Origin of the sequence: Candidatus Oscillochloris fontis (assembly GCF_004138135.1) — a bacterium.
GTDB lineage: Bacteria > Chloroflexota > Chloroflexia > Chloroflexales > Chloroflexaceae > Oscillochloris > Oscillochloris fontis.
The window spans coordinates 1-21,811 of record NZ_RYFD01000056.1; the positions used below are offsets into that span (position 1 = coordinate 1).

Below are 21,811 nucleotides of genomic sequence, written 5' to 3' on the forward strand. Positions count from 1 at the left end.
GCCCCCGGTAACTGATGCACAATCCGGTCTGTACATCATGGCCATAGTCAATGGGTTGGTATCCAAGTATACTAGCATTGACTATATACACCTATATTGCACTGAAGCCCCTTCAACGTCCATCATGGCCAGTGTATGTGCAAAGTCCTTGGGGCTACGCCCCAACCTCCCACCGGAGGTGACTTTGCTCATGCCAGCCAGCATGGCGTCGCATGGGGCTTTCTGTCGTTGAGGAACAGATCAATGGAGACTCGCATTCTGATTGCTGATGATGAAGCCCTGATCCGCATGAATCTGCGCGAGACGCTCCAGGAACAGGGCTACCTGGTGGTCGGTGAAGCCGGTGACGGCCAGAGTGCGGTCAATATGACCCGCCAACTGCGCCCGGATCTGGTGCTGCTGGATGTCAAGATGCCGCATATGGATGGGTTAGCGGCGGCACGGGCGATCCACGCGGAAGCGCTGGCTCCAGTCCTCCTCCTCACCGCCTATAGTTCGCGTGAATTAGTGGCCGAAGCGCGTGATGCCGGTGTGCTGGGCTATCTGATCAAGCCGGTACGCGATGCCGAACTGATGCCGCTGATCGAAGTGACGATGGCGCGCTGGAACGAGCAGGCGGGCCGCAAAAAGGAGTTGGCGCAACTACGCGACCGCATCGAGACACGCAAGATGATCGAGCGCGCCAAGGGTTACCTGATGGATAGCCAGAATCTGAATGAGGCCGATGCCTTTCGCAAGATCCAACAATTGGCGATGAATAGCCGCAAAACGATGCGCGAGGTTGCCCAGGCGATTATGTTGGCTCAACAATTGGCCTCGTGAATGGGTGGGTCGCGTAGAGACGCAATATCTTGCGTCTCTACGCGACCTATCACAAACCCCGCCTATGCACCCACTTCCCATGATTGTCGCCCAAGGACTACAGAAGCAGTACGGCTCAACTCTCGCCGTGAAGGGGGTTGACCTCAGTGTCGCTCCTGGCGAGATCGTCGGTTTTCTTGGGCCTAACGGAGCCGGGAAGACCACCACGATCAAGATGCTGATCGGTCTGTTGCGCCCAACTGCTGGGGTGGCTTCTATCGGTGGCTTCGATATTCAACGCCAGCCACTTCAGGCTAAGGCACTGCTCGGTTATGTGCCCGACCAGCCCTACCTCCCCGAAAAGCTTAGTGCCCACGAGTATATTGATTTTATGGCCGGGCTCTACCAGCTTGATCGCCGCACTGCCCGCCAGCGTGGTGAAGATCTGCTGCACCTCTTCGGCCTGAGTGATCGTGCTGATGAACTCCTGGGGGGCTATTCCCACGGAATGCGCCAGAAGGCCGCGCTGACCGGGGCGCTTCTGCATCACCCGCGTGCCTTCTTCCTCGATGAGCCGACTGTGGGCCTCGATCCGCGTAGTGCGCGGCTGATTAAGGATATTCTGCGCCACGAAGCCGATTCGGGTACCGCTATCCTCATGTCTACCCACATCCTCGAAATTGCCGAGCGCATGTGCGACCGGGTGATTATCATCAATAAGGGCACCATTATTGCCGCCGGAAGTCTCGAAGAGTTGCGTGCGGGTGGCGATTCCTCGCTTGAGGACATCTTCCTCAACCTGACCGGCGACTCCGCCGATGTGGCGATTGCCGAAGCACTCTGATATGCTCAACGCGATCTGGGTTCTTACCCGTACCCGCCTGATTATTACCCGCAATGAGATCTGGCGCGGGAGTCTGCGCCGTAAGATCGGCTGGATCGTGCTACTCTGTCTGTTGGTGCTTGGCAGCTTCGGCATCTACAGCTTTGTGAGCGTGGTGGTCTGGGCGCTGAGTAGCCCAGAATTTCAGACCGCACTCCAGGAGATGGCCCGCGAGAATCCCGATCTCCCTAGCGATTTTCGGCCCTACCTGCATGCGCTGCCCGGTCTGGTGCTGCTGGGGACGCTGCTTATGCTGCTACTCTCCAGCTTTAGTAGCCTGCTCAGCTCGCTCTACCTCTCCGGCGACATGGATATGCTGCTCGTCGCCCCGGTGCCGATGCGGGCGGTCTTTAGTGTCAAGTTCTTTGGCGGCCTGATCACCCAATACCTCATCCTCTTTGCCCTGATTGGCCCGGTGCTGCTCGGCTATGGCCAGGGCTTGGGCTATGGCCCGCTCTATTTCGTCTGCGCTGGAATCATTCTGCTCTGTATGCCGCTCCTCCCGGCGGGGCTGGGGACGCTCCTGCTCATGGCGGTGGTGCGCGTATTGCCCGCCCGCCGCGCCCGTGAGATCGTGAGTGTCTTGGGGGGGCTGGTCGGAATCGGATTCTACCTCACCAGCCAGTTCAGTACCGAACTGGCCCCGGTGGTGGCCAGCCCACAAAGCCTTCAGGCGCTCCTCGCCACCAACATGCCGATCCTGCCCTCCGCGTGGGCCGGGCGAGCGCTGGTCGCGGCGGGTCAGGGCGATCTGCTCAGTCTGAGTTTTTTTGGCGGCATCTTCGTGATCACCTCGCTGATCACCTTCAGCGCCTGTATGCTGGTCGCCGAGCAGCTCTACTACGACGGCTGGAGCAATATGGCCACCCAGGGCGGGCGCACCCGCCCCCGCCGTTCGCGCCGCGATGCGGCCCTCAGCGTAGCCCCGCTGATGCGCTTGGCGCACATCCTCCCGGCACAGTCACGCGCCATCCTTGCCAAAGACCTACGCCTCTTCGGGCGTGATCTGCGTAACCTGCAACAACTGATCTTCCCGCTGGCACTTGCCGCGATCTGGACCTTCCGCATACTGACGACCCCAACTGAGCCGGAGTTGGATCAGGCGATGCCCGGTTTTGTGCTACAACTGGGCCACTTTGTGAGTGCCGGGATTGCCTTCTTCATCTGTCTCTCGCTCTCAACGAGCCTGGCAGGCACCGGCATCAGCCGCGAGGGGCGCGGCTTCTGGATCATCAAGGCCGCGCCGATCAGCCCGTTCCAGATCCTGCTGGGGAAATTCGCCCTTGCCTACCTGCCCTACCCACTGGTGGGAAGTGCCTTTCTACTCATCCTCAGCCTCTTACGCCACACCGCCCCGCTGATTGTGATTGAACAGTGGCTGCTGCTCCTGGTCTGCGGGTTTGGCTGCACCGCCTTCTCGATGGGTCTGGGGGCTGCCTTCCCCAAGCTCAATTGGGAAAACCCGCAACAACAATCCACCTGGCAATCGGGGTGCATCAGTACCCTCTTCTACCCCGCCTACCTGACCCTGGTGGTTGGGTTTGTGGTGGCGGGCACCGCCGTTGGCGATCTGCTCGCTGGCGGGATGTACGCGATGCTGGGCATGCGCCTCTTGGGCTGGGTGATCGCGCTGCTGATCACGCTGGGGGTGGTCTGGATCGGGGTGATGATGGGGCAACGCGGCGTTGAGCGGATTGAGATCTAGGTTCTAACATTCTTCTTATTGCACACTTACCCTGATTCATGTACAATAGTAAGCGTCGAACCGAAAAAAAACCTATACGACCTTCAAGGAGGGTTGTAGCCCTATGCCGACTTACGTCTATGCCTGCGATAGCTGTGGTACGCAATTCGAGAAATTCCAGAGCTTCAAGGATGAGCCGCTGACCGTCTGCCTGTGTGGGCAAGAGGGCAAAGTTCGTCGCGTCATCCAGCCGGCTGGGATTGTCTTTAAGGGTGCTGGTTGGTACATCAACGATAGCCGGGGCAGCACCAGTAGCACGGTTGGCACTGAACCGGCGAAGACCGAGAAGACCGAAGAGAAGACGAGCACCGCCGAACCTGCCAGCACAAGCGAGAAGAGCGATAGCAGTGTCCCTGCAACGTCAAGTTCGGACGAGTAACACCCCCTCTGATAAGGGCGCAGGCCAAGAACCTTGGTCTACGCCGCCCTCTTGCTTCGGGTGCGTCTGTAGTTAGGGGTGTCGCAATGGCGGCACCCCTAGCTTCGTGTGCCACGGTCGCTTTCCGGCTCACTACGACCATTCCTTAAGCAGGAGTATCCCCTATGTCGCTCTCTAGTGCGCTCCGCACGCTGCGCGATGACGTGCGTGCCATCTTCCGCAATGACCCCGCTGCCCGCAATCTAGCCGAGGTTCTACTCTACCCAGGTCTGCACGCGATCCTCTTCCACCGCCTCGCCCACGCCCTCTGGAAGCGCCATGTCCCCTTCTTGCCGCGTTTCATCTCCCAACTCGCCCGCTTCTGGTCGGGGATCGAGATCCATCCGGGTGCCCGGATTGGTCACGGCTTCTTCATTGACCACGGGATGGGTGTGGTGATTGGCGAGACGACCGAGATTGGCAATAATGTAATGCTCTACCAGGGAGTCACGCTGGGCGGCACGGGGAAGCAGCAGGGCAAGCGCCACCCGACCTTGGAAGATGGGGTAGTGGTGGGCGTCGGTGCAAGTGTATTGGGCGCGATCACCATCAGTAAGGGAGCACGAGTTGGCGGTGGCGCGGTGGTGGTCAAGGATGTCCCGCCCTACTCGACCGCTGTGGGTGTCCCGGCGCGTATCGTGGCCACCCGCGATCCGGCCACGGGCGTGAGGCGCCGGATCGAGGAGTTACCCGACCCTGAGGGCGAGATGTTGCGTGGTCTGCACGCCAAGGTGCTGGAGTTGGAGAGCCGCCTCAGCGATCTGGAAGATGTGACCCACACCCACCACGCGGAGCACCATCTCACCTATGATGCACTCCCGGCCAGCCTGTGGCATATTCTTGATGAAAATGGAAACGACGGTGAGGAGTATAATCTGGGGGCTGGAATCTGATCTGTATGGACGCATCGTGGAACATCATGGGAATTGTAGGGGCGAAGCATCGCCCGCCAACCTCGTTCGGGTTCCCCTGCTCCATTGCGGGCGATGCTTCGCCCCTACTCCACCAAAGAGAGAACCATGACGATTCATATTTATAACTCATTGACCCGCAAGGCCGAACCGCTGGAGACCGTCGAGCCGAATGTGGTGCGCATGTATGTGTGTGGTGTCACCGTCTATGACGATGCGCACATCGGCCATGCGATGTCGGCGGTGGTCTTCGATATCATCCGTCGCTACCTCGAATTTCGTGGCTACGAGGTGCGCCATATCGTCAACTTTACCGATGTGGACGATAAGATCATTGCGCGGGCGGCGACGCTGGGGCGCGAGCCACTGGATATGGCAGCGCAGTATGCCGATGAGTTCCTGGCTCAATTGGAGCGCTTGAATGTACTCCCGGCGACGGCCTACCCGCGAGCGACCCATACCATGGCCGAGATTATCGCCTTTACCGAGCAGTTGATCGTGGCGGGCCACGCCTACCCCGCCGAGGGTGATGTCTACTTCCGCGTGGCGAGCGACCCCGATTATGGCAAGCTTTCTGGGCGTTCGCTCGAAGAGATGCTCACGGGGACGCGCTTCGAGGTTGATCCGCGTAAGGAGTCGCCTGCCGATTTTGCGCTGTGGAAGGGTACCAAGCCGGGCGAACCGGCATGGCCCAGCCCATGGGGCTTCGGTCGCCCCGGTTGGCATATCGAATGTTCGGCTATGAGTATGAAGCACCTCGGCGAACAGATTGATATTCACGGCGGTGGGAATGATCTGGTCTTCCCGCACCACGAGAATGAGATCGCCCAGAGTGAGTGCCTGACCGGCAAGAGCTTCGCCCGCTATTGGGTTCACAATGGCATGCTCCAACTGGTCAATCCAGAGACGCGCCAAGTCGAGAAGATGTCCAAATCGCTGGGGAATGTGGTCACCATTGATAGTTTCCTCAGCCAGTATGATGCCGATGTCTTCCGCCTGATTGTGTTGAGCAGCTACTACCGCAGCCCACTCACCTATAACGCCGAGATCGCCGCCGATAATGCGCGCAAGCTTGATCGGCTGCTAGGGGCGCTCCTACCCGCGCTGGGCAGCAATGAGAGCGGGCCGAGTGTCGCGGCGCTGAGCCAGAGTGTGGAGCATGCCCGCAGCGCCTTCCTGAGCGCCATGGACAGCGACTTCAACACCGCTGGGGCGCTGGCCGCGCTCTTCGAGTTGGTGCGCGCCATCAACGTCGCCCGCGATGCTGGCGTGGGTGGAGCAGCCTTCAGTGCCGCCCAAAATAGCCTACGCGAACTGGCCAGCGTCTTGGGTCTGCGCCTCAGTCCCCAAGCGAGCCGGAATCAGCAAGATGTCGCACCCTTCATTGAACTGCTGATTGAACTGCGTACCAGCCTACGCAAAGCCAAGCAGTTTGCATTGGCCGACACCATCCGCACCCGCCTCACCGACCTGGGCGTGACGCTGGAGGATGGCCCGCAGGGGACGCGGTATAAGGTGTAGAAACCCCATCATCGTCGGGTTCTCCGATCATCCCGTAGGGGCGAAGCATCGCCCACCATGGAGCAGGGGATCCCGAACGCGGTTGGCAGGCGATGCTTCGCCCCTACCCATGCCGCATAGAAAGCAATCATCTTTATGACATGGCTCGAACTCTCTGTCCAAGTTGATAACGAAGCGGTCGAATCGGTTTCGGAACTGCTCGCCCGTTATGGCTATAACGGTGGCGTGGTTGCCGAACCGGCCTGGATTCCCGGCGATGAGGGGCCAGAGTTTAGCTACGACCCGAACCGCCCGGTGACGCTGCGTACCTACATTCCGCTCGATCCTCAGGCCGAAGATGTGCGCCAGCGGCTTGAGCAGGCGCTCTGGCACTTCAACCAGATCCGCCCGCTTGGCCCGCTCCAAGCCCGCCACCTGGAAGAAGAGGACTGGGCTAATGCCTGGAAGCAGCACTACAGCATCATGCGCGTGGGACAGCGCACGGTGATTGTGCCCTCGTGGCTGGAGTATAGCCCCACCCCCGATGATGTGGTGATTGCGCTTGATCCCGGTATGGCTTTTGGTACCGGGCTGCATCCAACGACCCAGCTCTGCCTGCGGCTGCTCGAACGCTACGCCCAACCGGGTCTGCGCACGCTCGATCTGGGGACGGGCAGCGGCATCTTGGCGATTGCGGCGGCCAAGTTGGGCGCGGGGCCGGTGTTGGCGATAGATAACGACCCGGTGGCCGCGCAGGTGGCCGCCGAGAATGTGCGCATCAACCAGATCGATCATGTGGTGACGGCAGGCACGGGCAGCCTCGGCGCGGGCCAGCACATGGGCCACTGGCTGAGTGGCGATTTTGGCGAGGAGCACTCCGCCGACGCCAGCACCCCGCCTACCACCCCACAGTTCAACCTGATCGCCGCCAACCTGATCGCTAAGGTGCTGGTCATCCTCGCGAATGATCTCGCCGCCGCGCTCGTGCCGGGTGGCATCCTGATCAGTAGCGGCATCATTGATACCAAAGAGGCCGATGTGGTCACCGCCTTTGAGGCAGCGGGGCTACGCCAACTCGAACGCCACGTCGAGGGTGAGTGGCTGGCGCTGGTGCATACGCGCTAAGGTGGGGTTTCGGGCGGCTGCGCCGCCCCAAAGACCTTACACCATCTTCCACAACTGCACACTGCCATCCAAACTCGCGCTGGCCAAACTATCCCCATCGGGGCACCATGCCAGCGCCTGCACCCAGTCACTATGCCCGATCAGCAACGAGATCGGCGTACCATCAGTGCGCCACAACCGCACCGTGGAATCGGCACCGCAACTCGCCAACGCCTGCCCATCGGGGTTCCAGATGACACAGTACACATAGTTGCGGTGCCCCGTGATAACCAAGCACAGGCTTGTATCACTCACCCGCCACAACCAAGGCTGCCCCTCACCACCACCAGCGGGACTCCAGGCCAGCTTGGCGGCCCAGTTCTTATGCCGCCGTAACTCATCTACCAAACGCCCATTGGCCAAGTGCCACAAGCGCAGCGTGGTGTCAGCACTCGCACTCGCCAACGACTGTCCATCGGGACTCCAGGCGAGGCTGTAGACACAGCCAGTATGCCCTTGTAAGTTAAAGACACTCAGGTGCTCGGCGATCTGCCAGAGCCGGATCTCGTGATCGTCATAGCCCACCGCCAACATCTGGCCATCGGGGCGCCACGCCAGACTATAGATCTTAGCTCGTTCAGCGCAGCGAATCTCACTGATCGGCGTCCCATCCTGCGCCCAGAGATAGACGGTGTCGCCACTCCCACTCGCCAACACCTCGCCATCGGGACTCCAAGCGAGACACGTCACGGTATCGCGGTGACGCTCGATCTTTGTCACTAGGCTGAGGTCAGCACTGCGCCAGATGCGAATCGTGCGATCTGCACCCGCACTCGCCAACAGATCATCATCGGGGTGCCAGGCCAGCGCCAACACCTTCCCGCTATGCCCGCGCAACTTCCCCAGCAGCGCCCCATCACTCGGACGCCAGAGATGCACCCCCCGATCCTCGCCCCCACTGGCCAGAATATGCCCGCCGGGTTTCCAGGCGAGGCTGTAGATGAACTGCGCCTGAGCGACCAACCGCCGCCTGATCATGGCCCCCTGGATGTAGCGCTGAGTCTTGCCCAACAGATCGCGCTTAAATGCCTCGGCATTCGGGTAGCGATCCGGCGGCAGGCGGCTCATCGCCCGCATGATCGCCTCCGAGACATGGCGCGAGACATGCCCGTTGAGGCGCTGCGGCGAGCGCAACGGGTCTTTCTCCTTGATCATCCGCTTGGGCGCACTGATCGGATAGTGCCGGGTAAGCAGGTGGTAGAAGGTGGCTCCCAGGCTGTAAATATCACTGCGCTGATCTGTCCCGCCCGACCAATCAAACTGCTCCAGCGGCATATACTCCAGTGTCCCCAGGCCATGCAGGGTTTGGCGGGTACGCTGAATCCCCTGCTTGAAGAGCCCGAAGTCCACCAACTTAACCATACCCTCCGGTGTGACGCGAATGTTGGCCGGTTTGATGTCGCGATGAATCACCGGCGGGTGCTGGCTATGCAAGTAACTGAGCAGGTCACAGAGTTGCTCGGCATAGCCGATCAGAAACTGCTCGGAGAGCGGCGCCTTCTGGCGATTCAGGATCTCATCCAGGCTCTGGCCAGGAATAAACTCCATCACCAAATAGCCACAGCCATCATCCTCAAAGACCTCGTAGTAGTGCGGGAGGTTCGGGTGGCTCAACTGCGAGAGCGCATCAAACTCCTGCTGGAAGCGCACGATCATCGCCGCCTCGAAGGTCTCCTTGAGCGCCACCCGCCGAGTCGGATCACGGAGATCCTGCGCCTCATAGACCGCGCCATACGTTCCGTAGCCAATCATCCGCATGATCTCGTAGTGGCCAACACGAGTACCTGGATCGTGCAGATGCACCGCGAAGCGCAACGAAAGGCCACAGCGCTGGCAGTTGGCGGTTCCATCGGGGTTTTCGGCACCACAGCCATTACCGCTGCGCTGATCCTGACAGATGAGCATCCACTACTCCAGTATCAGCACCGCCGCCGTATGTGCCTCCACCGCCTTACGACTCCAGAGCATCGGGCAATAGCCGCCGGTACGCCACGCCGAGGCCATATCGTTGTAGTGCGGGCTTGCCGGGTGGCCACTCTGGCCCGCCGGCAAGACGACCCGCGAGGCATCCCAGTTGCCCAGATCGATAATGTGGCGGTAGGAAGGAGCGACAAAGGATGGCCCCGCCGGACTATGGCGCGGGGCATAGGCTTGGCTCACCGTATCAATATCGCCACCGGCAGGCCATGGCCCCCGGTTGAAAATCGGGGTCAAGGCAGCCACGTTCCCCAACGGATGGCGCAGCGTCAGCCGATGGATCTGGCCATAACGCCAGCGATTCGGGTCAGGATGGAGCGTGCGTAACTCGGCCACCGCCCGCGCCAACGCGGTACGCAACAGATCATCCCAGGTGCGCCCCGGCCCCAACCAGGGATCGGGCCGCCCAGGAGCCTGGGCAGTTGCGATGCGCTCCAATAGCAACGGCAGTGCGCGTTCCAAGTAGAGATTGGCCGGGATGGTGGTAAAGACGCCGGGTGCGGTCGGAGCCAACAGCAACGGACCGAGTTCGGCATAGGTCAGGCGCAACAGATGGTAGCGCAGAGCACTATAGATCGCCCCGCCATGGCTCTCCGGGCGCAGATTGCCATCCCAAGCCACCAGCAAATCACGTGCCTGCTGTTCTAATAGATCATCCAAGCCCAGATCGGCCACGAGGCGCGCCAGTTCGAGACCGGGGAGCGAGACGAAATCATGCTGAATGCGCGCAAAGCTGCGCGTATCGTGGCGTGGCTCGGCGTACAGCAGGCTGACAATTCGTTCGGCGCGGTAGGGATTGAGCCACTCACCCTTGAGTTGGGCATGGAACGGGTAGTCAGGGCCAGTCACCTGATGGTTGGCAGTCACCACCAAGCCATCGGGCGGATTAAAGGCCGCAGGCATCGCCTCAGCCGGAATAAAATCGCGCCACTCGTGCGCCCCGTCCCAACCCGGTACCGGCAACGTCCCATCATGCCCACTACGCAGCGGCAAGCGTCCGGCCAGCGCATAGCCAATATTGCCCTGGCGGTCAGCATAGACGAAGTTCTGCGGCGGCACATCCCACTTTGCCAGCGCGCTGCGAAACTCACCCCACGTCTGCGCCCGGTTGAGATCGAGGACTGAATGCACCACCCCCGGCGAAGGATCGAGCGCCGTCCAACGCAACGCCAACACCTCGTGGAACTGCTCGTCCACATCACGCGGGCGAGCGAGCGCCCCAGGGCTTGGCTCAGTCACCGCATCAAGGATCGGCCCGTGGCGGGTGCTACGCACCTCAATCGTCGTGGGGGTCGCCTGCCCCTTCACCTGGATCATCTCGCGGCGCAGTGTGGCACGTTCCCAGCTCCCGCGCCACTGGTACCGCAGCGGGTCAGCAGGATCGAAACGCTCGATATAGAGATCCTGGTTATCGGTCATGCCATTGGTGACACCCCAGGCAATGTGGCGATTATGCCCGATCACCACTCCACACGAACCGGGGAAAGTGCCGCCGGTGACATGGAAATCGCCGCCCTCCAGGTGGGCCAGGTACCAGATCCCCGGCAGTGCAAGTGCCAGATGGGGATCATTCGCCAGCAGCGGATGGCCATTGAGGGTGCGCGAGCCATGCACCGCCCAGGCATTCGAGCCTTGCGGCCCGCCAAGTTCGCCGGTAAAGGGCGCGGCATCGGCCAGCATACGCAGCGCCGCAGCCCCGATCTCTGGATCATAGACCACCCCCGGCGGAATGGTCTGCACCGCCTGATCGGGGTAGCCAGGGTAGAGCGCCGCCGCCCGTTCGGCCCCCACCGCCGCCACGATCCGCGCATGCAGCAACTCACTCGTCCAATTGGTCGAGAGGTTAAGCGCCATCACCTTGGGCCAAACCAGAATATCGGCCAACTCCCAGGGGCGCGGGGCAAAACCGAGGAGGCTGAATTCGAGCGACAAGCGATTGGTGTGGGCGTCGAGGAAGCCATTCACCCCAGTGAGATAGGCCGTCAGAAGCGTATGCGCCGACTCTTCCAACAAGCCAACCTCGTGTTGAGCCAACGCCGAGAAACCAAGGGTACGGATGAAGGTATCCGAACTCAGCGCAATCGGGCCAAAGATCTCGGCTAAGCGGCCATGACCCGTGCGGCGGTTGAGTTCCATCTGCCAGAGCCGATCTTGGGCGTGGACATAGCCCAACCCCGCCAAGAGATCGGCATGCTGTTCCGCATAGATATGCGGAATACCCCAACGGTCACGCCGCACCTCCACCTTGGCCTGGAGACCGGGCAGACGTACCGTACCACTCACACGGGGCAGGGGGCGGCGGAGCGCCGCCGCCAAACCTACCCCAGTCAAGCCTGCGACAACACCCGCCGCGACCCCAACCGTGCGCCCCCAGCGATAGAGATCGAACATAGGGAATCCTTGGGATTACCATGCGGTGGTCGTAATATCAACATTCTTACTCTCACGCAGGAAGATTGCACCGACAACCAGACAGATGATCGCAATCGCAATCGTATAAAAGACCCCAGTCAATGGGTTGCCAGTTGATTGAATAAGCAACAACCCGAAGATCGGCACCAAACCACCAAAGACCCCATTACCGATATGGTAGGGCAGTGCCATCGAGCTATAGCGAATCCGGGTGGGGAACATCTCCACCAGATAGGCCGCAATCGGGCCATAGGCCATCGCGACAAAGATCATCTGGACACAAACGAGCAGGCCGAGCATGAAGGGGCTGTAGTTAGGATTCGCCACATTCTGCGCCGGATCGCCAACAAACGGGCCGTAATTGCCCATCGCGGCGTAAATCGAGTAGTAACTGAGTGCCGCCAGCGCCATACTGCCTAGCAACATCCACTTACGCCCAATCTGATCCGAGAGCCAGCCACTCAGCACAAAGAGCGGCGTGGAGAGCAACAGCACCACCACCATAATCACCGCTGAGGTGAGCAGCGACACCTGCAAGACACTCTGCATATAATAGAGCGCATAAAACTGGCTGGTGTACCAGATCACACCCTGGCCCATGGTGGCACCAAAGATAGCCAGAAGCACATAGCGGGCATTGATCGGATTGCTGATGCTCTCCTTCACCGGCTCCTTGGCCGTCTGGCCAATACTCTTCAGATTCAGGAAGAGCGGCGAGTCCTTGAGTGAAGAACGCAGATAGATTGAAACGCCTAGCAAGACCACCGAGAGCAGGAATGGCACGCGCCAGCCCCACGCATCAAAGGCTGCTTCGCCAAAGATCAGACGACAGATAAGGACGACCAGCATCGAGAGCAAAAAACCCGCCGTGGCAGAGAGTTGGAGGAAACTGGTATAGAGACCGCGCTTATTCTGCGGCGCATGTTCGGCGATATAGGTCGCCGCACCGCTATACTCACCACCAAGTGCCAATCCCTGCAAGATCCGCAACACAACCAGGATGAGCCCCGCTGCTACGCCGATACTCTCCGCTGTAGGCATAATGCCCACCAAGAAGGTACATGCCGCCATGATGCTCATCGTCACCATGTAGCTACGATCACGCCCAATCATCGTTCCCACCCGGCCAAAGAAGACGGTGCCAAAGGGGCGGAAGATGAAGCCGACGGCGAAAGCGCCCAACCAAGCAATCAGATTGCCTAGGGGTGTTCCGGTTTGGAAGAACTTGCTGGCAAGGGTGGTGGCCAAACTACCAAAGACAAAGAATTGGTACCATTCGATCGTCGCCCCAACCGACGATGCAGTAATGATCTTTCCAATGTGTTTGTCTGCGGCGGCTGCGCTGCCACGGGCGACACGAGACGAGCTAGCCATGCTCCATCCTTTCATTGTCGGCTCTGCTACTTGTGCATTATAATAACGTAAGTCACTAATGACAAGCGAGGTCATCGCTGCACGAGGGCATACGCAAAATCATTGACCCAAACTGACAAGGCACCAACATGATCGCAATGCGATCATGTTGGTGCCTTGTCAGTTGTAATAAAAAATAAGAGCTACGAGGGAAATGCCGTCACGAGCTTCTCATACCAGACTTGGCTAATGGAATGGCCCACCAGAGTCAGGATGGCCACACACACAACCATGATCAACACCAGAATCAATCCGTACTCGACCAACCCCTGACCAGGAACGCGGGTGTAGAGGGTTTGACACAACCCAGTAAACCGACGACGTAGTGTTGCGGCGAGGGGCCGGGAGAACCGTAAGGTTCGCCGCATAGTAGTCTCCTTTCTAACCTTGGATAGATGGTATCATGTTACTATATGTCGTGAGCACCACAGACTGCAATAGTACTCCAGTCCATGCACGAATAGTCCCTTCAAAGGATCATCTATATGTCGAAACATAAGACTAAGACTAAGATTGAGACTGAATCCAGCGCTGCGCATCCGCGTTGGAAACAGCAGATGCTCAATATTCTAGAGACGCAAATTTCGCGCTACCCGTTGTTGGTACAGCTACGTGCGGTCTGGAAGCAGCTTCAGGATGAGCGTGAGTTCTGGCCCTACCTGATCCCTCTGCTGATCCTGGTCTTCCTCGGCACCTACCGGGGTGAGCGCAAACGGGTTATGGCACAGATCGCTACACAGAATCGTAAGGGTGCATAACATACAGCAATGCCATTCCCCCCTCTCCCGCGTGCGGGAGAGGGGGGAATGGGGGGTGAGGGCCAGGGCCAGTTCCTACGGCTTCAGGTAGGTACGGAACCAGCTCAACTGCTCCTGGGCAGCGTAGAGTTGATTCTCAGGATTAGCGAGGCCGTGACCCTCGTACAAAAACTTGACCATGCGTACATTCAGCCCGCGATTGTAGAGCTGAAGGTGCATATTCTCGTTCTGTACCACGGGCAGGAAGTCGTTACTGCCATGGAACGAAAGCACCGCCGCCTTGATCTTGTCGGTATTGTAGATCGGTGAGTCCTTGCGGTACTCGGCCATGTGGTTATAGGGTGGCAAGCCCTCCAGGTAGGGTGACAACACATCATAGCCGCGTGTCCACTCGGTGATCACGTCCACCAAGGCACACTGCGGGTTCGCAGCGGCGTAGAGGTCGGGGTGGCGGATGATGCTCTGCCAGGTGAAGTAGCCACCGTAGGAGCAGCCCACAATCCCCACCTTGCTCTTGTTCGTCCAGCCGCGTGCGATCATCTGGCGCACGATCTCGGCTTGCTCATCAATGTCAATCTCGCCAAAGTTGGCCCGATCCACCAGCGAGTTGAAGACCGTCGGGGTGTAACCGGGACGCCCGGCCAACGGCACCACCAGCACCGGGAAGCCGAAGGTGGGCAGTAGACTGTAGGGGTTCTCGACATTGGTGGCCCATGCGTTGTACATGGCCACGCCTGGCCCGCCCTCTTGCCAGACGATCAGCGGTTTGTTCTTGGGTGGGAAGGCCGCATCCGCCGGCTGAATCAGCGTCCCGACGCGCACCTGCCCATTTGCGAGCTTGAAGCTGACCGGATCTTGGCGCAGGTTGGCGAACTGGCGCAACTCTTCGTTGAACCAGGTGATGCGCTTCAGCCCCTTGCCATTCCAACCCATCCGGTAGAGATCGGGCGGGCTGGTGAAGGAGTGGTGGATAAAGACGAGTTCTCGCGAATGGTTGGTGTGGACGATGCCGCCATACACCCCTGCGCGATCAGCAATGTTGCGCAACTCACCCGTAACCCGGTTGTAGTAGTAGGGGTGGCGCTCGCTGCCCACCACGCTACGGAAGATCACCTCGTCGGGGGTGACAAAGTGCGCCACCGACTCGTTCCACAGCCCCGCCGAGAGGATGTTGCTGTTCAACTCGCCGGTCTGCTTGAGATCCTTGGTGTAGAAGCGGTAGCTCGAACGCTCACTAAACTGCCAGATATAGACCGGGTGGGTGCGGCCCTTCAGCTTGGCTGGGTAGTAGGCTTTGACCAGCAACGAGGCATTATCGGGTGCCCAGTCGTCGGCGGCCAGAAGCGGTGGCGCACCGGGGCCAGCCGCACGCAAGATCTGCACGGCATGGCTGTTCACATCAATCACGTAGGTGTTGTTGTTCTGGAGCAGTGGGTTCTCTGCCGGAGCGAGGTTGCCCGTCGCATCACGGTAGAGGATCTCCGAGAGCAACGCCCCATCCATCGAGCCGCGTGGATCATCGGGATCGCGCAGCGAGATAAACGAAACCGCCAAATGGGACGAGTCGGGCGTCCACGCCTCGCCCAAGATGCTGGTCGTCTCTGGGATCGTGGTGACATAGGCCCGCTCGCCAGTGACGATATTGTAGGTCGCCAGATCGAGCGTCTTCTCGGTCACCGCAATCTGATCAGTGGGGGTATCCTGCATCAGTGCAAAGCGCGCCAGCAGCCCACCAAAGCGGCTTTGGGCCTGATTGACCCGCGCTTGCAGGGTGCGGGGTACCTGCAACGTCTCGATCTGGTTCAGCGCCGCGACTTCGGGCAACCCCACCCGCAACTTGGTGGTCTTCAATGCCTCTTCAACCGGCTGCTCTGGGGGGATAACCACCGCCAGGAAGCTGGTCAGATCGGGCGAGACCGAGACAATCCCCAGATCTTCGGGAATCCAGACCGGGCTGAAACTGAGTTCCAGCGTCTCCCGATCTATTCCCAGAATGACCACATAGTCCTCCATCGTCTCGGCAGCAAAGTTGAGTGCTAAGCAGCCCAGGGTCGTGTCGTCAAACCAGGTAAAGGCTGATACCCCCAAGAAGGGGAGCGGCAAGAAGGGGCCAAGCGCCTCCTCAGGGATAACCATGCTGCTGCCATCGTTAATGTTGAGGAAGGCCATCTGAGCCGCCGTGGTCACCAGTACAACCTGATCATCCGGGCTGACCGCACTCGACGGCACCGCCACCAACATATCGGTCTGGAGGCGCTTAATCTTCGCCACTTCCTCATCGCTCAAGAGTGTGGGAAGTGATTCACCCTCACCATAGGTCGGAGAGACCGTCACGACATTATTCTTCACCTTGATCAGGGGGTCTTCGGCCCGTGCCGGGACGATCCCGATCACCATGAGTGCCACCAATAGTATTGGTAGCCAGCGATAGCGCCGCATACTCTTGCTCCTTTGCAAAACAGGTAGACAGGAGGACATATACCGCATCCGGCGGTGGTGTTTTGGCGGCTTCGCCGCCAAAACACCACAAAAAAAGATCTTCGGGGGCGGCAAGCCGCCCCCAAACCCCACCAGAGGTGACTTTGCCCATGCCCTAGGCAAAGCACAAGATTACGCTAGAAAAGATCCGCTAATGTCGTTATAATACCAGACTCTATACTCAAATGGTATAGTGGGTATGCGTGAAGATTTGATTCCCATTAACAGGATTGCTATGGCGATCACATGTCGCGAGGCGCACCAACTGATAAATGCCGGGATTCATCCGGGTGCTCAGAATCCCCAACGGGCGACACTGGGATTCCATCTCGCCACATGTCCAGCGTGCCAAGCGTACCACGCACAGGCCGATCTTGCCCTGCTTGATGATCTACTCGCAACTCCGCTGACCCAGCCCATTCCGATTATTTCCACGCTGCCGCCCCGTTCCTGGCCTTGGCGACGCTTGCTGCTGCTCCTGGTGCTGCTCTTGCTCGGTAGCTTAGGTTTGGTGCTGGTGCGAGTCGCTACGGCAGCCTATACCATCCAACAAAATGTAGCGGCGATGCATGTGACCAGCCCACCCACGCCGGTGATCAGCCTGCCAACCAGCCCGGTCATTCTGGCGGTCTTGGAGCAACCTTCACCTAGCCCCCGGCCAAGTGGCCCCACCGCGCCCATCGGTGCGGAACCGCCCGCACCACCAACTGCGACCATCGGCCCGCCGCCCGGTTTTATGCCCAGCCCAACGCCAATTAGCCTACCCAGTATTATGGGGCATGGCCCCCAAACCCTCCCCACACTCATGGCCACGGCCCCGATCATTCCCGTATCGGGGAAGGCGATCAATATCTTGCTCCTGGGCAGTGATCGCCGTCCCGGTGAATCGTGGGCGACCCGTTCTGATGCGATTGTGGTTATCCACCTCGATCCTGAGCGCCAGCGCGTGGCGCTGCTCTCGCTGCCCCGCGATCTGGTGGTGCCCATTCCGGGCTACGGCTATGCGCGCATCAATGCCGCGACGGTCTATGGCGATCTCTATCCCGAACTTGGGGGTGGATTGGATCTCGCTCGCCGTACTGTCAGCGAGTATCTGAATATTCCGATCAGCTATGCACTACGTGCCGATTTCCACGCCTTTACCGAGGCGGTGGATGCGATTGGTGGTATCGAGATTGATGTACCCCACGCCCTTTATGATTCGGCCTACCCAACGATGGATTATGGCTATATGATCGCCTCGTTTGCGCCGGGATTGCAGCGCATGGATGGCGCGACGGCGCTCATCTATGCCCGCATGCGCCATGCAGATAGCAGCTATGCGCGCAACCGTCGTCAACAACAGGTGCTCCTGGCGATTCTGCATCAGGTTCGCGAACGCAATATTCTGAACCAGATCGACATGATCTCGGATGTCACGACCGCCCTGCGCGATGACATCCAGACTGATATGAGCCTGGAGCGCATGCTTGGCTTCGCCTGGGCCTTCCGCAATGTTAGCCCCGATGCAGTTGAACGCTACGCTCTCGATGAGAACTTGGTCTATGAGGGTGTCCTCGCCGATGACCCCTACGCCACCTTTGCCGATCCGAGTGCGGTACGCCAGGTGGTCAGTCTCTTCCTCAACGGGCCGACGAGTCCGTAGCTACTGCACATAGACCGCCACCGCATCAGGGACGGGACGCCCCGGACGGCTCCAGAGCGACTGGCCGCGCCAGACGGCTTGGGTGGAAGTGTCATCATCGCCGCCCAGCGCATCAATACAGCCCATATCGCGCAGCGCCAACGCCACATCCTCGCCCAAAGCTCCTTCCGAGGTTGCCAGCACCAAGAAGGTCGTGCCATCAGGGAGGTAGCCGACCCCTATTGCGGTCTTGGGGTAGCGCCCGGCGTAGATCGTGCGTCGCCAATCGAGGTGGACAAAATCTTCGTTGAGCGGGTTGAAGGGTAAGAACGCGGCAGTGGGTTGCTCGACCTCCAAACTCACCACGCGCCCACCCCACAGGATGACCGGGCCAGCCCCGGCGGCCTGGGAACATCCGGCGAGGTCGGTGGCGCTAAAGAGGCCAATCATCGCCCGTTGTTCTGGTGTCATGCAGAGCGCGGTGCGCCCGGCATTGACGCGGTAGATCACGCCATCAATCACCACACTACCCTCGTCCGAGGTGCGCGGCTCGCCATGAAAGCCGAAAGCCATCGCAAAGACCAGTTCCATGCCGGGGCGGGCGGCATAGGGCGCGGCCACCATCTGGGCCACCGTGGCAAGGTGGCGTCCGCCATCGGCCCAGATCGTATCGCCCTGCGCATCGCTCGCCGGGGTCGCCCCATCGGCATTCACTAGCGCCACCTGAATATTGGGGCGCAGATGCACCACCACATAGGCCAGCGTACCGCCGCCGGGCAGGTTATAGCGGAAGGCTTGCACTGCGCCATCAGCCGCGCTATCAATCGGGGTACTCGCGGCGGTGACGGCGGCTAAGCCGCGTGGTGCAGGCAGCACCACCCCGGCGAGGGGGTTGGCATGCCCCACCAAGCCGGCTGTGGGCTGCGCTGTTGGCCCATTCCAACTTGAGAGGACAGTTGGATTGCCTGAGTTGGTACACGCGACAAGTGTGACACAGATCAGCGGAATAAGGAGACGCAATGCGGTGATCATATGGGCATTATAGTAGGGGCGAAGCATCGCCCACCATATGGCATGGGGAACACGGACTGGCTTGGTTGGCGATGCTTCGCCCTACAGAATACGCAACACCTCCAACAAACGATCAACCTCTTCGGCGGTGCTGTAGTGAGCCAAGCCAACCCGCACCATACCCCCTAGCTGCTCAACACCCAAGCGCTCAGTCAGGCTCAACGCATAATAGTTGCCGTCCCACACAAAAATGCCCTGTTCGCCCAACGCAGCCGCAATCGCCTGCGGCGTGTGGCCCTCGATGCGGAACGAAACGGTTGGCGTGCGCCACGCAAAACGCTCCGGCTCACGAATCCCATAGAAGGTGAGGCCAGGAATAGCGAGCAGTCCCGTGATCAGGCGTTCGGCCAAGCCGCGCTCATACGCGGCAATGCGGGTCATAGCGGCGAGCAGCGCACTGCGTCGATCCGCCAGCGGAACCGGAGCCAGCGTCGCGAGATAGTCCACCGCCGCCACGACGCCCGCCATGCCCTCATGGTTCTGGGTGCCGGTCATCCAGCACTCTGGAGCGAGATTGGAGGCCGGACGCACTTTATACGGCTGGAGGCGTGTGAGCTGTTCAGCCTTGCCATAGAGACAGCCGACATGGGGGCCAAAGAATTTATACACACTACAGGCCAGAAAATCACAATCGAGGGCGCGCACATCAATCGGGCCATGCGGGGCGTAATGCACCGCATCAATGAAGGTGAGTGCCCCCACCTGCTGCGCCAGTTCAACCACGCGCCGCACATCATTGATCGTGCCGACCGCATTGCTGGCATAGCCCACCGCCACGAGCCTCGTTTGCGGGCCAATCGCCGCCACCAGATCGTCCATATCGAGCGTACAGTCGGTGGGATCAATCTCCACCTCACAGATCGTGACCCCACGTTCGGTGAGGGCGCGCCAGGGAGCCACATTCGCATCGTGATCCAGCTTCGTGACCACAATCTGATCGCCTGGCCCCCAATTCCGCGCCAGTGCGCGGCTAAAGGCGAAGGTCAGCGTGGTCATATTGGCCCCGAAGATAGTCTCCTCGGCGGCACACCCCAGCAGATCGGCCATTGCTTGGTGCGCCGCAGCGATAATCGCATCGCTGCGCTGACTGGTGAGGAAGGCTCCGTGGGTATTGGCGTTACTATGGGTGAGGTAGCCACTGATGGCATCAATCACCATCTGGGGCACCTGCGTACCCCCAGGAGCATCGAAGAAGATGGCAGGGCGGCCCTGCACCTGGGTGGCAAGTGCGGGGAAGGCGGGACGGATGGTGTGGGGGTTAAAATCTGACATTGGAGATTCCTTTTGACGCCAAGGCGCAAGGACGCAGAGGTTTTGTTGAAGGCTTTGCGCCTTGGCGTCTTTGCGTCAACATCTGAATGCGGGCAGACGTATGAAAGCCCCTACGAAATGAACGCTTGCACCGGCTTAAAATTGAGCTTGGCATAGCGCCCCAAGCCCTCGCGACCTTCGTGGGCCAGGATGTGACGTGCAGCCGCACTCAGCGCCCGGATCGCCGACGCACCGGCAGGCAAGCCACCGCGCAAGCCCGCCACTGCGCCCAAGCGCTGCAACTCGGCCCCAAAACGCGCACTCGCCAAAACCGAAGCCGCTGCAACCGCGATACTCTGCGCTTCAGCGTGGTGCATCTGGGTGGGGCGGAGCAATCCGGCCTGGGTGAAGGTGCGATCCAAACGCTCGGTACGTTGCGCAAACTGATCACACACCACCCGCGTGCAGCCCGTGGACTGACAGACATGCGTCGCGGTCTCGGCATAGAGTTCAGCCAGCAGGATATTGATATTATTTGACTCGGCATAACGCCGGTTGTAGTCAGAAGGAGCTAAAACCGTCACATAGCGGGCGGTAGGCGGAACCAAGCGTTCAATTGTCTGAGCCAATTGGGGCAGCGTTGTGGAATCAACCAATTTACTATCGCGCACCCCAGCCTGGAGCAACGCGGCCTCAGTTTGCGCATCCACAAAAACCGCCGCGACCACCAACGGGCCATACCAATCGCCCTTACCCGACTCGTCCATCCCCACGTGCGCCCCGCTGATGCGTGGGGAGGCTGTGGGTTTGGTGCTGGGGGTTGGGCTACTCGTAGAGGCGGTCAACTCCTTGAGCCGCTGGCGCAAAGGCGAATCGGCCCCACCCACCACACAACGCCCGCGCTGGGGGTAGAAATCGAGCGTGGCCTCATCACGCCCACTCGTAATGACAAGTTGGGTACCATAGGGAATCGGCTTACCTTGGCGGAATGTCCAGCCCAAGGATTCAAACTTACTGATCAGTGTGCGCAGACGCGAATCGTCCATACCTCCCCCGAAGATCTTTTGTGGTGTTGTTTGGCGGTTGCGCCGCCAAACAACACCACAAAATAAATCTGGGGCGCAGCCCCAAAATGAAAACAGAACAAACAAAGAGGCGCGTCACCATTACAGTGACGCGCCTCTTTGTTTGTTGGTAGCGGCGACAGGATTCGAACCTGTGACCTTCGGGTTATGAGCCCGACGAGCTGCCACTGCTCCACGCCGCGACAATTGTGAGGAGAGGCAGAAGGCTGAGTAACGAAACCCATAACTTCTACCTCCCATCGAGTGGTGGGGGTGCGTGGACCTAGGTTCCCAGCGGATGCTCCGCCAGTAGGATCGGCGCTGCGGTGTTTCACGACCCGG

Annotated in this window: 17 protein-coding genes and 1 tRNA gene; 9 read left to right on the forward strand and 9 right to left on the reverse strand. The window is 59.9% G+C overall.

Annotation, left to right across the window (positions count from 1 at the left end; translation table 11 throughout):
- The first annotated feature begins 243 nt into the window (after positions 1-243).
- The 7 genes from EKD03_RS15975 to EKD03_RS16005 all read left to right on the forward strand — a co-directional run bounded on the left by EKD03_RS15975 (position 244) and on the right by EKD03_RS16005 (position 7,382).
- Positions 244-822 carry an ANTAR domain-containing response regulator gene (locus EKD03_RS15975; RefSeq protein ID WP_129633064.1) on the forward strand — a complete coding sequence of 193 codons (579 nt, stop codon included), beginning with the start codon at positions 244-246 and terminating at the stop codon, positions 820-822.
- A gap of 64 nt (positions 823-886) precedes the next feature.
- Positions 887-1,645 carry an ABC transporter ATP-binding protein gene (locus tag EKD03_RS15980; protein WP_129633066.1) on the forward strand — a complete coding sequence of 253 codons (759 nt, stop codon included), beginning with the start codon at positions 887-889 and terminating at the stop codon, positions 1,643-1,645.
- A 1-nt stretch (position 1,646) separates the two neighbouring features.
- On the forward strand, positions 1,647-3,389 hold the full coding sequence (locus EKD03_RS15985) for a putative ABC transporter permease subunit (RefSeq protein ID WP_161569291.1): 1,743 nt from the start codon (positions 1,647-1,649) through the stop codon (positions 3,387-3,389).
- Positions 3,390-3,492: 103 nt separating this feature from the next.
- Positions 3,493-3,807, forward strand: a complete 315-nt coding sequence (locus EKD03_RS15990) for an FmdB family zinc ribbon protein (protein WP_129633070.1) — start codon at positions 3,493-3,495, stop codon at positions 3,805-3,807.
- Positions 3,808-3,971: 164 nt separating this feature from the next.
- The gene (gene epsC / locus EKD03_RS15995) at positions 3,972-4,739 is read left to right on the forward strand and encodes a serine O-acetyltransferase EpsC (RefSeq protein ID WP_129633072.1); all 768 of its coding nucleotides are present in this window, start codon (positions 3,972-3,974) and stop codon (positions 4,737-4,739) included.
- Positions 4,740-4,865: 126 nt separating this feature from the next.
- Positions 4,866-6,278 (forward strand): cysteine--tRNA ligase, encoded by a 1,413-nt coding sequence (gene cysS / locus EKD03_RS16000; protein ID WP_129633074.1) that lies wholly within the window; start codon positions 4,866-4,868, stop codon positions 6,276-6,278.
- A gap of 135 nt (positions 6,279-6,413) precedes the next feature.
- Positions 6,414-7,382 carry a 50S ribosomal protein L11 methyltransferase gene (locus tag EKD03_RS16005; protein ID WP_129633076.1) on the forward strand — a complete coding sequence of 323 codons (969 nt, stop codon included), beginning with the start codon at positions 6,414-6,416 and terminating at the stop codon, positions 7,380-7,382.
- 36 nt (positions 7,383-7,418) lie between these two features.
- Here EKD03_RS16005 and EKD03_RS16010 read toward each other — a convergent pair whose 3' ends face one another.
- The 4 genes from EKD03_RS16010 to EKD03_RS16025 all read right to left on the reverse strand — a co-directional run bounded on the left by EKD03_RS16010 (position 7,419) and on the right by EKD03_RS16025 (position 13,591).
- Entirely contained in the window at positions 7,419-9,326 is a 1,908-nt protein-coding gene (locus EKD03_RS16010; protein ID WP_129633078.1) for a protein kinase domain-containing protein, read from the reverse strand.
- 3 nt (positions 9,327-9,329) lie between these two features.
- On the reverse strand, positions 9,330-11,789 hold the full coding sequence (locus EKD03_RS16015) for a penicillin acylase family protein (RefSeq protein WP_129633079.1): 2,460 nt from the start codon (positions 11,787-11,789) through the stop codon (positions 9,330-9,332).
- A 15-nt stretch (positions 11,790-11,804) separates the two neighbouring features.
- Complete coding sequence (locus EKD03_RS16020) at positions 11,805-13,184, reverse strand: MFS transporter (RefSeq protein ID WP_129633081.1); 1,380 nt, start codon at positions 13,182-13,184, stop codon at positions 11,805-11,807.
- Positions 13,185-13,366: 182 nt separating this feature from the next.
- Positions 13,367-13,591 (reverse strand): Flp family type IVb pilin, encoded by a 225-nt coding sequence (locus EKD03_RS16025; protein WP_238613556.1) that lies wholly within the window; start codon positions 13,589-13,591, stop codon positions 13,367-13,369.
- Between the two features lie 117 nt (positions 13,592-13,708).
- On the opposite strand from EKD03_RS16025, the gene EKD03_RS16030 reads away from it, so the two are divergent.
- Positions 13,709-13,981, forward strand: coding sequence for a hypothetical protein (locus EKD03_RS16030; RefSeq protein ID WP_129633083.1), 273 nt, complete (start codon positions 13,709-13,711; stop codon positions 13,979-13,981).
- A 75-nt stretch (positions 13,982-14,056) separates the two neighbouring features.
- Here EKD03_RS16030 and EKD03_RS16035 read toward each other — a convergent pair whose 3' ends face one another.
- Entirely contained in the window at positions 14,057-16,420 is a 2,364-nt protein-coding gene (locus EKD03_RS16035; RefSeq protein ID WP_129633085.1) for an alpha/beta hydrolase family protein, read from the reverse strand.
- Positions 16,421-16,694: 274 nt separating this feature from the next.
- Between EKD03_RS16035 and EKD03_RS16040 the strand changes: the two genes are divergently transcribed.
- Positions 16,695-18,104, forward strand: coding sequence for an LCP family protein (locus tag EKD03_RS16040; RefSeq protein ID WP_129633087.1), 1,410 nt, complete (start codon positions 16,695-16,697; stop codon positions 18,102-18,104).
- On the opposite strand, the gene EKD03_RS16045 is transcribed toward EKD03_RS16040, so the two are convergent.
- The 4 genes from EKD03_RS16045 to EKD03_RS16060 all read right to left on the reverse strand — a co-directional run bounded on the left by EKD03_RS16045 (position 18,105) and on the right by EKD03_RS16060 (position 21,672).
- Positions 18,105-19,142, reverse strand: a complete 1,038-nt coding sequence (locus EKD03_RS16045; protein WP_129633088.1) for a phosphodiester glycosidase family protein — start codon at positions 19,140-19,142, stop codon at positions 18,105-18,107. It lies immediately after the preceding gene.
- Between the two features lie 54 nt (positions 19,143-19,196).
- Positions 19,197-20,426, reverse strand: a complete 1,230-nt coding sequence (locus EKD03_RS16050; RefSeq protein ID WP_129633090.1) for a cysteine desulfurase-like protein — start codon at positions 20,424-20,426, stop codon at positions 19,197-19,199.
- A gap of 110 nt (positions 20,427-20,536) precedes the next feature.
- The gene (locus EKD03_RS16055) at positions 20,537-21,451 is read right to left on the reverse strand and encodes a ribonuclease HIII (RefSeq protein WP_129633092.1); all 915 of its coding nucleotides are present in this window, start codon (positions 21,449-21,451) and stop codon (positions 20,537-20,539) included.
- A 146-nt stretch (positions 21,452-21,597) separates the two neighbouring features.
- A tRNA-Met gene (locus EKD03_RS16060) sits at positions 21,598-21,672 on the reverse strand.
- Positions 21,673-21,811 lie beyond the last annotated feature (139 nt).